This window comes from Chthonomonas sp., assembly GCF_035294505.1.
Lineage (GTDB): Bacteria > Armatimonadota > Chthonomonadetes > Chthonomonadales > Chthonomonadaceae > Chthonomonas.
The window spans coordinates 20,301-33,727 of record NZ_DATGKU010000182.1; the positions used below are offsets into that span (position 1 = coordinate 20,301).

The following is a 13,427-nucleotide window of genomic DNA, read 5'->3' on the forward strand; positions in this document are numbered from 1 at the left end:
GTCCATGCCTATCTTTCAGTACACCGTAAGCGATGCCACAGGCAACGTGCGCACGGGGACGTCGGAAGCCGAAAGCGAAGAGATACTTACTCGACGCCTCCAAGAGCAGGGCTTCCGCGTCACCACCATAAAGAAGACCGGCAAGGCGCGAGGGACGACCTCCGGCACCGGCTTCGGTCGGGTAAAGCTGCGCGATGTTGCCATCTTCTGTCGGCAGTTCTCTACCATGATTGACGCGGGCGTCTCGCTGGTGCGTACGCTCGATGTGTTGGGGGAGCAGACCCAAAACCCCAAGCTTCGCCGCATCATCAAAGAGATTCAGGTAGAGGTGGAGGGCGGTTCCACGCTCTCAAAGGCCATGGCGAAGTACCCTGCCGTGTTCAATAACCTCTTCATCGGGCTTATCCGAGCTGGAGAGGTCGGCGGTGTCCTTGAAGAGTCGCTTCAACGTCTCGCTCACTTCCTCGAAAAGGATATGGAGCTGCGGCGCAAGGTGAAATCGGCTCTTACCTACCCAACCATCGTGGTGATCGTGGCGGTGCTCATTGTGTTGGGCTTAACCACCTTCATCGTGCCGAAGTTCATAGACCTGTTCAAAGACCTGGGCGTGAAAGAGCTGCCCTGGATGACACAGGTTCTGGTGGACTTCAGCAACTTCCTGAAGAGCGAATGCTACATCGGGCTGCTTATCATCTTCCTCGTGTGGTTTTCCATCAAGATGCTAGGCCGTACCCGCCCGGGCCGAAGGTTCATTGACCGCTTCAAAATCTCCTGGATACCCGTCTTCAGCAAGTTGATCCACAAGGTCACTTTGGCACGGTTTGCCCGCACGCTTTCCACGCTGCTCTCCGCCGGCGTGCCCATTCTGCAGGCGATGGAGACGGTGGCCGGTGCGGTGGGCAACGTCATTGTGAGCGATGCCATTATGGCAGCACGTGCCCGCATTCGTGAAGGCGAACGCATTAAAGACCCCCTGGAGAAGAGCCGGCTCTTCCCGCCAATGGTCGTCCACATGATCTCCATCGGTGAGGAATCGGGTTCACTCGATCATATGCTTACGAAGGTGGCCGATTTCTACGAGGGTGAAGTGGATGCACAGTTGCAATCGCTCACGGCGGCCATCGAGCCGATAATGATCGTGTTCCTGGGGTTCTGCGTAGGTTTCATCGTTATCGCGCTCTTCATGCCGCTGATTCAGGTGGTATCCAACCTGAGCGGCGGTGGTGGCGGCGGTGGCGCGGGTGCAGGAGAAGAATAAAGCCCGCCCAACTGCCTTGTTCACGCTCCGTTTGAACCGGCCAGGCCCCCCTAAGGGGAGCCTGGCTGTAGCCAACTTCTGAAGTAGAAAATACTATGATCCTTGTGCCCCGCTGGTTTCTGGGAGCTGTGGCCTTTCTTTTTGGCATCACGATAGGAAGTTTCCTAAACGCGGTTATCTATCGGCTTCCAAAAGGACTATCTCTTTTGGAACCTCGGTTTTCCATATGCCCGAATTGCGGGCATCGCTTAAACGCCATAGACCTCGTGCCGCTGCTAAGCTTTCTGTTGCTGCGTTGCCGATGTCGCTACTGTGGAAAACCCATCGCCTGGCGCTATTTCGGGGTGGAGCTGCTAACCGGTGTTCTCTTCGTCATCATCGTGCTGCGCTTTGTGGAGATCGGTGCGCTTTTCTGCCTCGCCTTGCTGGCGTATACGGCCGTGCTGATACCGGTTTTTTTTATAGACCTGGAAACCTTCACCATACCGGATACACTGAACATCCTTCTGTTCTGTATTCCGGTGGGGCTGGAGCTTATCGAATGGGGGCGCCATATTCCCATCCATCCGTTTGTAGGGGGATGGCTACCGGTTTCGATATGGGGGGCCGTTATCGGGGCGCTTATCTTCGGAATCATTCGCATTTTGGGCTGGCTGTGGAAAGGCATCGAGGCCATGGGATTGGGAGATGTGCTGTTAGCGCGCGGAATGGGCGCCATGCTGGCCCTGCAGGTGGCACGGGGCGAGAACCCGCTGCGTCTGCTGCCGGTGTGGGTAGTGCTGTCGTCCCTATCCGGACTGATTGTAGGGCCTGTTTTAATCTATCTTCGGAGGCGCCGATCGCCACAACCCTCTGTGACGCCCACTCCGCCTGAAGGAGACCAGGAGGGCGAACCTGTAAGCCCGGCAGAGTATCTGCTTCATGAAATTTGGGCTGTGGTTTGGTGCCTTCTTCTGGGGGATCTCTGGGCGTATCTGCGCGATCTCTGGAAACGATGGAGAGGCGAGAAAGTTCATTACGAACACATTGCAACCGGAGATTGGGTGCCTGCACCAACCGCCATTCCTTTCGGGCCTTTCCTGGTGATCGGTTTCTTCTTAGCGATTTTTTGGGGCAATGCGCTCACCGATGCCTATCTCGCCTATGCGTTTCCTCGATAAGGAACCAAAAAAAGGCAAGTGTCGTCAAACTTCAACAGAGACGTGCTATACTTCTGTAGAGGGAGTTTTTAGAGGAGCTTCGTGCCATGTTCGTGCCGTCTGTTCACAAAAATCGTTCGGCCTTCACGCTGATCGAGATGCTTGTAGTTATAGCAATTATCGCTATACTTGCAGCCATTCTGTTTCCTGTTATCAGCAGGGCGAGGGAGCAGGCGCGCGAGTCGACCTGCATGTCCAACCTGCACGATATCTATGTGGCCCTCAAACTTTATGAAACGGACAATCACTCCTATCCACCGGTATTATGGCAGTTTGCCGGTATATCCGGCTATAAACCTCTGTTCGGCGCCAAGCTCCTCAACAGTGACGCGACTTTCTCCTGTCCCGACAACCCCACCAACAACCAAACCCTTACCGTGAACCAAGTGGTATATCCTGCGACGGCCAGTTCGACACTGGCGAACCAGCCGGTTGTCTACACGCCACTTATGCAGCACAATGCCGGAAACGCCGTGACCCTGCCGGTAGGGCAGAATGCCTCCTACTATCCGTTCGATTCCTACGATATCGGCCCGCAGTTGGATAGTAACGGCAATCCTGTGCGTAACGCAGGTGGCTATGTTTACGAACTGCACTACAGTTTGGACTGGACGGGCGCATCGGGGCCTGGGGATGCCCCAAATCAACTCAAGTATGCCGAGACGGCGAACCCATCCCAAACCGTTATTACCTGGTGCACCTATCATGCCGCGGTTAACGGGGCCGATAAAACGCTTGTGATCCTGCTGAACGGTACGGCCAAGGCGGTAGATGCAAAAACTTTTGCTCAAAAAGGACCGCTCAAATTTGCCCAGTAACTACGTCATTATCATGGTGAGTCCAATAGAAACTACAAAAAGCCGCTATGAAGCGTTCCAACGCACATAGGCAGCTGAATGGGGGATGAAAAATGCCTGCAACGTCGCATAGAAACAGACGAGCGTTTACATTAGTAGAGCTTCTTACGGTGATAGCCATCATTGCCGTGCTTGCCGCTATTCTGCTTCCGGTATTTTCCATTGCTCGGGAGCAGGCACGTCAGGCGACCACAATGGGCAACATGCACGACGTGTATGAGGCCGTTCGGCTCTATCATGAGGATGAGGGCACCTATCCTCCGGCTCTTTTTGGTTATGCGGAGATAAAGATCTTTCTGAGCTCAGGCGGTTCAGGCAGTTCAAGTTGTACAACTCCTCCGGCCGGAATGCCGCAGGATGAACCCGCGTTTGAGGAGGAACTGAGTAAACCAGACAACCATGATCCCAGCAAAGGCACCTGTTTTGAACGTGTTCCGATGGGTCAGGCGACCGAGTATTTTCAGCCAACAGGTATTGGCGCCTACCTTTATCCTAACAAACTAAAAGAAATGAACGCTTTTCTGTGTCCCGATAACCCGTCAACCGATCAAAAGCAGGGAAGTATTGCCTACTGGCCACTCACCCTAACGAATGGCCAACTAGTTCCGGTTACTTGGGTACAAGGAAATAACAACACCAATCCACCGCCTGCCTGCCCTACCTACTCAGACATCGATCTACCTCCGCCACGCAGCTCAGATGATGTGAACTATCCGAACAGGTCTTATGTGCAACAAGCTAAAACGTTCTATGTGATGGATAGTATGGACATCGGTCCCATGCTGGATAGCAATGGGAACTGGATACACGATTCCAATGGGAACCCGCTGTACGAGTACCATTATGCTTTGGACTGGACCCATCAGCTCTATAACCAGAAAAATGGATGCGATACCACTGCGCAGGTACCGGTATATGGTTTACCATCCAACCCACCGGTGGTGTTGAGCAATCAGCTGAAATACAAAAACCCATCGCCGGAGACCACCGTCATCACATGGGACACCTATCATGCTGCCGTGGCGCATTCCGGAAACGTTATCGTGCTGTTGCTTTCCGGCACAGCACGAAAGATGAGCGTGCAGCAGGCGGTAAACGAACTGCCTCTCAACTACCACTAAACTGTTTTCGAGGCTCGCCACGCTGCTTTGAGTTTGTGTTAGGGGCGACCCAATGGGTCGCCCCTATCTCTGATAGGCGCAGGGCTGACAATTGTCCTGTCGAGCCGGAGACGAGATAAACAACTGTCATTTCGAGCCGAAAGACGCTTGTCATTTCGAGCCGAAGGCGAGAAATCTTAAGTTCCATTCCCACCAGTTCTGCGGGGTGGTGTGGGGCTGCAGAGACTGCCAATCTCGCGGTTCTAGAGGCAATCTGCACAGCAAGCCGGTTTTGTTCGCCCCCTATCCCATCCTTTCCCCCGATTCGGGAGAAAGGGGGCGGTTGTGGTTAGTTTCCGAAGGGAAGGTTATCATAGAAAACTGCCAATAAACTTACTGGTCTCCCCTCTCCCTGATAGGGGGAGGGGAGTGGGGGTGGGGGCTGTAGAACCGGTGATACGACTGTCATTTCGAGCTGAAAGACGCTTGTCATTTCGAGCCGAAGGCGAGAAATCTTAAGTTTCAATTCCTTCACGGCTCTAGAGCAAGTTCGCGGAGCAAGATTGCCTTGTCCGCCCCCTATCCCATCCTTTCCCCCGATTCGGGAGAAAGGGGGCGGTTATGTTGAGTTTCCGAAGGGAAGGTTATCATAGAAAACTGCCAATAAGCTTACTGGTCTCCCCTCTCCCTGATAGGGGGAGGGGGAGGGCGCCCTACCCCAGAAAATCTTTCGATTTTCTGGGGACCCCTGTATCGGCCTTGAGGGGAGTGGGGGTGGGGGCTGAGGAGCCAGCGATACAACAGTCATTTCGAGCCGAAAGACGCTTGTCATTTCGAGCCGAAGGCGAGAAATCTTAAGTTCCAGTCCCACCAGTTCTGAGGGGCGGGGGTGGGGCTGCAGAGACTGCCAATCTCGCGGTTCTAGAGGCAGTTTTGCAAAGCACGCCTATCTTGTCCGCCCCCTATCCCATCCTTTCCCCCTATTAGGGAGAAAGGGGGCGGTTATGTTGAGTTTCCGAAGGGAAGGTTATCGAAGGAAACTGAGAGTAAACTTACTGGTCTCCCCTCTCCCTGATAGGGGGAGGGGAGTGGGGGTGGGGGCTGAGGAGCCAGCGATACAACAGTCATTTCGAGCCGAAAGACGCTTGTCATTTCGAGCCGAAGGCGAGAAATCTTAAGTTCCAGTCCCACCAGTTCTGAGGGGCGGGGGTGGGGGCTAGAAAACATCGGTTTCGTGGAAAATCGGCGAGACGCAGCAACTTGTGGAACAATTTTTTCGGTGTGGTAGTCTCAAAAGAAGGAAAATCAGGAGCCTAGGCAGAACTGTGCTAGCGCCGCCGTAGCGGCGCCTGGGAGAAGGCAAATTGACCATGAGACCGTCTTATTCCAATAAGAAACCGACCCTAAAGCGGCTTATGCGGTGGTTTCCGCTAACCGCTCCAAAGGGGGCTTGCTCACAAAGACGCGGTTTTTCGCTCATCGAAACTCTGGTGGCGATGGTTATATTGGCCATCGGCATTCTCTCACTGGTCAGCCTTTTCCCCGGCGGTTTCGTGGTGCTGCAGCGCACCAGCGAAATGTCCACAGCGCAAATTCTGGCCAATGAGCAGCTCTCCGACCTGCGCCATATGGAAGGTCCTCCCATCGCCGTGCTCTCGGCGCTTCCGAAGGCCGATGGAACCATCCAGATTCTCAACGGCACGAACCCGGATGACCTCAGCCCGGCAACTCCGCAAGAGTTAGCTGCCCTGCAGGCGCAGTATAACTTCGCCTTACCCACCGGTTTTCTGCCCTACTTCTTCTCCGATGTGAACCGTATTCGCTATATTCAAGGGGAATCGTTTACCATCCCTGTGGAGGCTGCAGGTGTAGGAGGCTCCATCCATATTCTGCAATACGGCCCGGTCTACAATGTGTTTCATACCGATAGCAACGGGAACCCTGCGGATAGTCTCACGGTCCACGGCCCTCCTATGACCCGTGTGGTGGAGGACTCGCAGCCCAATATCAACAACCCGAATCCTATCCCCGTGCTCAACTCACCCGATGAGTACGCCATAGACTACGCGCACAATCAGATCGCTTTCTATCCACGCCCGGCCCCTAATGCCAACGAGAATCGGCCTAACCTCCGTAAGTTTGATCTGACATTTCTAACCTACCAAACGGATGCGAACGGCTATCCAATTCCTGGCTCTTATCAAACCCAAAAAGTTAACATTACAGTACCGGATATTCCCGCAGGTCAACCGCTGGTGCCGATTTGGCAGCCTATCTTCAGTTCAAACACGTCACCACAGCTAAATCCACAGACCAATATCGTCCCCTACAGCGATCAGGTAAGCCGCGCGTTCCGGCTTGTCTCCATAACGCCGGGGCCGAACCCTCCATTCACCGACGACCCTTACGAGTATGCTTGGCTTAGCCCCCAGGAGCCTAACAACGCCAACCGAGGAGTGCTTCTCTTCAATCCGCTAGGTCATGTCTCCTCGCCAACGCCTACTGCTAGTGGTACACTCACTCAGCCACAAAACCTCGTGGCCTATGTGGACTACTTGACGTATGATAACCACATTATTCGAGACGATTCGGTCATTCCAAGCCAAGCTCCCTACACCATTCGTCTCTCCTTGGGGCACATTCTGTCTCAGGGCGATACCCTACCTGACCAGACCACCTACAACGGCCTCTTTCATAACGATCCGGCGGATACCTCGCCGGATGATGCCGACCTGATCGTGCAGGATATGGATAACGGGCAGCAACTGTGCCGTATCGTGGCCGGGCAGAGCACGCAGGGCAGCCTAGTGGCGGCCACTTTGGATGCAAAAAATGGCATCCTTACCTTCAGTCAGCCCGGAATCGAGAACAACAATCTTCAGAATGCCCCTATTCGCATTTTCTATCGAGCCGATAGGCGTTGGGGGATGCAGATCCAAATGGCAACCCCCTATTATCAACTCGCAAGTAGCCCGACCCAAATCACCTCAACGTACTGCTGGGTGGGAGATGGCACTAACGGCTCTTCACCCACGCGCATCTACTTTGCGTTGAGTGAGGCCGGCAAAACGGTGACTATCGGCGAAGTGCACTACGCAACCGCCAATACCAATCCCAACGATCCCACAACATACGGGGTTGCCCATAACGTGACCCTGCAGATCAGCGACGTGAATCGGGTGGATGTGGTGAACGGGGCGCGCTACGTTTACGCCGATATTACAGATCAAATTCCGAATGCGACCGCCCTTTCGGCGGTGCCGACGGGGCGTGCAGTGGATTACGTATCTGGCATGTCGGTGCGTAGCCGCGTGGTGTGGAGTGACCCAGGCAATCCGAACTATATTCTGTGGCGACGTATTGACCGTGACACGGTGTTGACGCGGCAGAGCGCACCGTAGACCCCCTCTGTCGCGTGGTATGAAGGAGCTGGAAACAATGGTAGGGATTCAATCTTTAAAGAGGGTAAAAAGCGCTGCGAACCATGCGTTCTCGCTGATTGAGCTGCTTGTGGTGATCGCCATCACCTCTATCTTGTTGGTGATCATCACGAAACCGCTCATAGATGGTTTTAACCTTGTGAACCGAGCCAGCACGCAGATCGAGAGCCAGGATACAGCCCGTGATACCCTGCGGGAGTTGTCGGCTCAGCTCTCCAACGCGGTTTTTGTCTACGACAACAACACACCGCAAACCAAGATCAACCTTTGGCTCTACGACCAGAAAGGAAATCCCTACCTAACCTCTGTGCCCTATGGCCTCATCGAGTTTGTCTCCCCCGGCCTTCAGGGAGAGCAGGGCAACAACCCGAATCAGCCGATAGACCCGACCACCGGTCTGCCCATTGTGCCCGGCGCCCAGGTCGCGCTGCCTTTGGCGCCGGGGCGCACCATCACGCGTTTCTTCATCGGCCTGCACGATAATCGCTCCGGTGTGGATACCTCAGGCTACAAACAGAGCGGCATGCCGGTAGATGGCCAAGGAAACTACCACGGCTATGCCAACCGCTGGACCGACCCCCAGCTTGCTTCCAGAGACAACCGAATGACGCTCTATCGGGTGGAGTTCACTCCCTATATTCCCGACCCGGATAACCCAAGTACCTTCATCCCCAATCTCTCTTTACTGCATACAGGCACAAACCCAAGCGCGCCCACCGACTCGAAGACCGATCCGCTTATCTTGGATGATCCGAACTTTTTCTACGATGCCACCAAAGCAGGAGCCGGAGATACGGGTGACCCCAAATGGGGTGTGCCGGGATGGCAGAAGATTGCCGAACGCTATGGCATGCCCACAACGGTGGTCTATCGCTGGGAGAATTGGGCTGCCTTGGCGCAAAACTTGATTCAGGCCAATAAAGGCGATGCCATCTACCTCGATAGAGATAACAACGGCAACATCGTGTACGATGCCAACGCTCATCCAACGCCGCATCTCCTCATCAGCTTTGTGCCCTCCTCGGTGCAAAACGAGGCGGCAACGCCGATGAGTGCGAGTGCAGCCGGAGATGAGACGCCCTACTCGGCGCCTCCAGTTTATCAAGCTCGGTATGGGGCTTGGGCCACGCCCTATGGGGTTTCTGTCTATCGTTCGAGCACGCCTGGGGCCGACCCTCTTTCACAAAACCCACTTACCTACTTCCAGTACTACGTGGATGCTGCCGGCAACGGGCACGTCGTGGAGCAGACGGTGAATCAGGGCGCCGTGCCGCCTGACCCAGCCACGCTGCCCGATATTGGGCCCGATCCGAACCCGCTCGGCTTCTGGACGAACACCACCAACCTGCAGTTCGCTTTTACCGTGGACCCGGTGTCCGGCCTCGTCAATTTCGCTTTTCCGCAGTGGGTGCTGAACCTTCAGAGTGGCTATAAAGGGCCGCAAGTGTACTCCCCGGCCGACATCAATGCGGGCTATGGAGGGGCATATAACTCGCGCTACATTTTACTGTCCGATCGGTTCGATCCAGCACTGGATCTAGTTGCCCCGCCAGTTCCCCCGCCGGCTGAGCAAGCGAATACCACCTCACCGCTCGGATACTTCCTGGAACACTACGATCTCCAGAATCCGTTTAAGGTACTCCCGGAGATCGTTCCCGGCAGTGAGGTGGTCATCGGCCCCGATCAGCGTCCGGGCCCGCACTATGGCTACGCTATACAGTACACACGGGTTCCGTCGAGCCAGGATGTGATAGGCCCGAACCAGTATAAAATCAACTACATGGTGGTGCCAGGTTATGACCTTAACGACATTACAAAAGACGGTAAACATATAGACTGGCAATCTGTAGAATGGCGTTTGATGGTGGGGTATATCGCCTTCGATAACCAGCCGGAGACGTTACAGTCGTCTGGCGGGGATAACCCCCTCGCCGGCCTATTCTATCGGCATAACCTGCCCACACAGAAGGTCGTCAATGGTCAGGATGTACCTGCCGACCCGGTTCAAGTGACCTATCAGTTCCAACTCAACCAGCCTTCGGATGTGGTGAAGGTGAGCTATCGTACCCGTAGCCTTATAGATGTGGTGCTGAGCGCGCGCCTATTCGATCCCTCTTCGGCGACAGCTCAAGATACCAACCTTGTCTCTAAAGTGCGCGTGCGGAACCTTCAGCGCTAAAATGTCTTCTAAATGAGTGGCTGCTGGCCAATATCATCATGAATTTCGAACCGTTTAGGGTCGAATAAACGAAAAAACCATGTCCAATCCGCAGATATCGTTCGATCGGGTTTTTAGACGCCGCCCTGCCGAGCGCGGCCAAACCCTTGTCATCGCCTTAGCGGTGATGTTCTTCTTGTTGGTGATCGGAGGGCTTTTCGTGGCCCGCATCGCCCGCAATCTCGTTGTTGCCGGTAACAGCCGCGATTCGGCAGAGGCACGGCAGCTCGCTCAAGCCGGCTTGGACTACTGCAATACCATGCTCAATAGTAGCCTAGAAGGGGCGGATTGGCGCCCCGACCCCACTCCGCCCCTCAGCCCTACCGACCCCGATTACTTCTGGCTGGTGCGTGGGTTTTCTCGTATTCCCATGAAGGGCGGGCGCGCCCTGGTGCGTGTGGCCTACGATCCCAACCCGAACAATCCTCTTGGCCAAGCGCTCACCATCGAATCGGTGGGGCGCCCCGGAGAGCTACCCAATCCGCCCGGCAGTGACCCAACCGTTTTCGTTCCAAACGGCAACTCGCCAACCCTACGCAGCGAGTTGGTGGCTTATAAAGAGATCGGGCTGACGGACTACGGGCTTTACATCACCGGTAAAGACCGGCGTACCGTGCCCAACTACGTGGGAACGCCCGCCATTGGCGCCTACCCGGCCACCGTTTTGGGCAACCCCATGCTCGGCTTTGCTCCGTATGCCAATGGGGCGGCCCAGGTGGGCAACCAACGGTTTTCTATCTTCGGCTTTCCTATCTACTGCAACGGCGATCTCACTTTTGGAGGGGATACCTATCTCTATGAGAGCCATCGAGGGGGCAATGCCGGCGTGATTCAAGAAGGGGTGTTCGTGAACGGTAAAATTCGTGTGGAATCTAACCATCCACAGGCTTTTTACTCCACCATAGACGACACGGCGCTTCCTGCCTATCTTAACGAGCCGATCAATCTACCCCCCACGCTGTTATCCCCAAACAATAACGGTGGGGCGGTAATACCCTCCGATGGCATTACGGTTCAGCAGCAAAACCTGGCATTCAACACCTATGGCGGCATCCTTCGTGACGCAGCAGGTTCCAGTGATGCTAATGGGTTTACGCGGAGCGTTCCGCGCCTCGACCCACCTAGCCTCGATACCGATCTCTACAACAGTAACGATCTTCGCTATCGAGTGCTGACGAAAAACTCCGGATTTTGGGTGAAACTGCCGAACGGCAGCCAGTTCAATACAGGGCAATATGGGTTAGGCTCCAACATCTACATAGATAATCAAAGCGATCTGCAAAAAGAGACGAATGTGCCCGGAGTGAATGGTGGCTATTCGCTGAGAGCGAACTGGATAGACCCAGGAGCCGTACACAACTACTGGAACGGGCCCTTCTATATTCCGCCCGGAGTGGAGGTAACCCTGCTTGGCAACGCCATTCGGCTGACACGGCATGATGGGAAGGTGTTTTATAATCCGGATGGTTCTTCTGCCGGCAGCACCATCACCATCCCACTCTGGGACTACGCCCGAAAGCAGATGGGGTTGCCGCCTCTGCCGCATGATGGGGATGACCCTGCAGCGCGGCAAGCTGCCGGTTTGAAGAACACTACAATTAATGCTGGCAATGGAGAGAACTATGCTGTTGGTGGCGACCCGAATGCCTATGGGGTGAATCTCACCCTGTTTGCCGAGGGCAATATCATTGTTCATGGCGTCTATGGAGCCATCACGAACGTTAAGGATACGGCAGAGAGCGCTACGACGAGCAAGCTTGCGCGGGTTCATATCACTCTGGTTACTCGTGGTACCGCCTATATTGACGGCAGCGTGGTGGCCGGCGATGGCTATGTGGATAACAACGGCGGTATTCATATGGAGCATGCATCTACCTGCGCTATTCTTGCCGAGGACTACGTTTGTGTAAATACCACGCAGTTCATGCGCACCGTCTCGGCAAATGTTTTCAGTCGGGTAAACCCGGATTTGCCGATCTTCTCTACGCCGATCGGGGTAGGGAGCGAGTCGTTGCCTACCTTGGATATGGAGTTTAACTGGGGAGTGAATCCATCTACATATACCTCTAACGGGAACCCCGTGCCCATCTTTCTCATGGTGCGCCATGCGGCAACCGGCCCGTATCCTGCCCTATTCAACCTGCTGATAAACCCCGGCCTTGCCAGCGCCCCTAACGATCCTCTCTATATTTTCCCGTTCTTCTTAGGGTTTGGCAATAGTCCGTCATCAACGGGTGCCTTGGGCATTCTCCCACAGGTGCCTGGACTACCGTTAGATGATTCTTCTATCCTGCCGCGCTTCCAACAGATCGGGCTTCTCATCAACGGCCCACAGCCTAGCTATCCCGGCATCTTTGCAATAGGCAACCAACGTACCGGCCCATTTTTTGCCCAAAACTACCCGCCGATCAACGCTCCGGGATACGATAATCTCCTGCGCTTCCAGTTCGATCAAACGTTGCAACAGCTTTCCGATTCGCCGATCCCCCAGAGCGACTATCAGTTAAGCACGGCGATGATTACCCCGCTTGATGTGCGCATCGAGGCCCTGCTTTATGCCCAAAACCGCTCTTTCTTCGTGATCCCCGGCTACGCTTTCAACCCGGATGCCAACGATTCTCGCTCGGCCTATCTGGCGCGCAACAATGTGCGTGTCTCCTATAACGCGCAAGATATCGCGGATTTGGCCAATGCAACGCCCTCGGCCGAACGCGCCTCGAAGGATGTGTTTCCCTTCTACGATGAGCCGCCCGACGTGCGCATCACCATTTGGGGAGCGATAGCGGAGAACTATACGGCCTCGGAGGGCGATCAGGCTGCCTGGATGCATCGCTGGGGCTATATCCCGCAATATTACGGCTCGACGGCCTACTACCAGAACACGGCGGCACGCGTGCAGGTGCCCGACGACCACCTCTATAATAGAGATTTCGACGACCCGAACGCGCCCTTTGAAGGCTACGATCCGGGACAGGATAATACCATAGACTACCGTACCCCACTGGAACAACAGAACGCCAACTACCTGCAAAACGTCACCGCCAATCCGGCATTGGCCATTACCAACGGCCTGCGCTACGAGTACGCGCCGATCTTGGCCATGCCCTACTATCGTGCTACCGACCTTACTTTGGCCAACTCGGCGCTTCTGCGGCGACAGAGAGCCTTGCGGGTGAATATCATACAAACAACGGGAGCCGACGGCACGTCCTATACCTTCGTTCAGACATTGCCGCCGATACCCGATCTGCCTGTGTGCCCGAACTATCTTTACGCGGGTGAGAACTCGGCACGGATAGGCATCGATCCGACGGATAGCGATAACTTGACTTCCCTAACCGCTTTTGGAGGATAG

Annotated in this window: 7 protein-coding genes; all 7 read left to right on the forward strand. The window is 54.9% G+C overall.

Annotated features, from left to right (window positions below; translation table 11 throughout):
* The first annotated feature begins 4 nt into the window (after nt 1-4).
* Nucleotides 5-1,258, forward strand: a complete 1,254-nt coding sequence (locus VKV18_RS11120; protein ID WP_324204274.1) for a type II secretion system F family protein — start codon at nt 5-7, stop codon at nt 1,256-1,258.
* 95 nt (nt 1,259-1,353) lie between these two features.
* Complete coding sequence (locus VKV18_RS11125; RefSeq protein ID WP_324204275.1) at nt 1,354-2,418, forward strand: prepilin peptidase; 1,065 nt, start codon at nt 1,354-1,356, stop codon at nt 2,416-2,418.
* Nucleotides 2,419-2,504: 86 nt separating this feature from the next.
* Complete coding sequence (locus tag VKV18_RS11130; RefSeq protein WP_324204276.1) at nt 2,505-3,275, forward strand: type II secretion system protein; 771 nt, start codon at nt 2,505-2,507, stop codon at nt 3,273-3,275.
* A gap of 92 nt (nt 3,276-3,367) precedes the next feature.
* Entirely contained in the window at nt 3,368-4,435 is a 1,068-nt protein-coding gene (locus VKV18_RS11135; RefSeq protein WP_324204277.1) for a type II secretion system protein, read from the forward strand.
* 1,349 nt (nt 4,436-5,784) lie between these two features.
* The gene (locus VKV18_RS11140) at nt 5,785-7,815 is read left to right on the forward strand and encodes a prepilin-type N-terminal cleavage/methylation domain-containing protein (RefSeq protein ID WP_324204278.1); all 2,031 of its coding nucleotides are present in this window, start codon (nt 5,785-5,787) and stop codon (nt 7,813-7,815) included.
* A gap of 37 nt (nt 7,816-7,852) precedes the next feature.
* Nucleotides 7,853-10,033 carry a type II secretion system protein gene (locus tag VKV18_RS11145; protein ID WP_324204279.1) on the forward strand — a complete coding sequence of 727 codons (2,181 nt, stop codon included), beginning with the start codon at nt 7,853-7,855 and terminating at the stop codon, nt 10,031-10,033.
* Between the two features lie 79 nt (nt 10,034-10,112).
* Nucleotides 10,113-13,427, forward strand: coding sequence for a hypothetical protein (locus tag VKV18_RS11150; RefSeq protein ID WP_324204280.1), 3,315 nt, complete (start codon nt 10,113-10,115; stop codon nt 13,425-13,427).